Below are 1,076 nucleotides of genomic sequence, written 5' to 3'. Positions count from 1 at the left end.
ACCAGCAGATCATTTTGGAGGTATTGGGTGAGCGCTATCGGCAAATTTATTCCTAAATCAGGTGCGGAATGTCGGTTGAAACAACTCCTCGAATTTGATGATGCGGTGCTGGCTATCCAGAAACAGGATGGCGAATACCTCTCGCTCATAGCCCTGCAGCAGGGTCTGCAGGCAACTGTAGGTAAGACTCGGCGAGGTGAGCGCCTTGCCCTTGGTGACGCGTGCTCTGGCCAGTCGGTTGGCCATGGCCAAGATTTCCTCGGCTGTGGCAGGCTCGGTGAGGACATAAGTACCCTGGGTCTCTCCAGCTTTGAATTTGTTGTGGCTCATGGTGAGTTCTCCATAGAAAACGCCACCTCCGGCGTCAGTGCTGAAGGTGGCGTTGTCGTGAATGCGGTTAGGTACAGCTCAGGGCTGTGCTGAATGTGTTCATCTGACAGTAGAGCCAGAAGTTGTTCTCCCATTGCTGGTACAACTCGATGGCGTCATCGTGCTCCAGCACGCCCAGATAGATGTGGGTGAACTCGGGGCTGAGCAAATCAAAGTCCAGCTCCTTGTCGAGCTCGGCCCAATCGCCATAGCCCTGATAGCTAAAGTCGGTGATGGTATCGAATAGCCAGCCGTTGAGGCCGCGTACCAGCCGGATTTCCACCGGGTGATAGCCGCCTTGGGTGGCCGAATAGTTCGGGTCATTGAAACGAAAAGTGAGGGCCGTCAGTGGCTCTAGGTTGATGCATTGCTCGCTCACCATTTCGGCCAGCCGGGATTTCAGCCACGGGCTGACGGGCAGCAGTTGGCCTTCCGCTTGAAAGGGAATTGTCATGGTCATCTCCTGAGTATTCGGGGGTTAGTCGGTTAGCCAGTCGAACAGCTTCTTGGCGCCGTATAGCGCGGTTCCGGCTACTGCTATCGGAACGGCTAACGGGGCGGCGCTCGCCAGGGTCAATCCGCTCGCGACAATGGCTGCAGTCTGTGAGGCGGAAGGTAGGGCTGTTGTCACGTAAGCGCCCTTGAATCGGCATCTTTTTTTCCCAAAATCAGCTCGTCACACTTGAAATCCATTACCTCTTCGCTGG

2 protein-coding genes are annotated in these 1,076 nt (G+C 55.4%); both read right to left on the bottom strand.

Translation table 11 applies throughout. The annotated features are described in order from the left end of the window. Nucleotides 1-57: 57 nt before the first annotated feature. Nucleotides 58-330: a JAB domain-containing protein gene (locus OKB81_RS20490; protein ID WP_270805446.1), complete on the bottom strand. Its 273-nt coding sequence runs from the start codon at nucleotides 328-330 to the stop codon at nucleotides 58-60. A 67-nt stretch (nucleotides 331-397) separates the two neighbouring features. Continuing rightward, a complete protein-coding gene (locus OKB81_RS20485) occupies nucleotides 398-823 on the bottom strand; it encodes a DUF2787 family protein (protein ID WP_270805445.1) in 426 nt (141 codons plus the stop codon). Nucleotides 824-1,076 lie beyond the last annotated feature (253 nt).

Source organism: Aeromonas sp. QDB56, assembly GCF_027705505.1.
GTDB lineage: Bacteria > Pseudomonadota > Gammaproteobacteria > Enterobacterales > Aeromonadaceae > Aeromonas > Aeromonas caviae.
The sequence above is the reverse complement of the archived record's forward strand: the minus strand, read 5'-3'. Positions and strand labels throughout refer to the sequence as shown.

Bases quoted from the DNA above. Each gene is read 5' to 3' on its own strand.
- OKB81_RS20490 (WP_270805446.1), bottom strand. From the start codon at position 330: ATGAGCCACAACAAATTCAAAGCTGGAGAGACCCAGGGTACTTATGTC.
- OKB81_RS20485 (WP_270805445.1), bottom strand. From the start codon at position 823: ATGACAATTCCCTTTCAAGCGGAAGGCCAACTGCTGCCCGTCAGCCCG.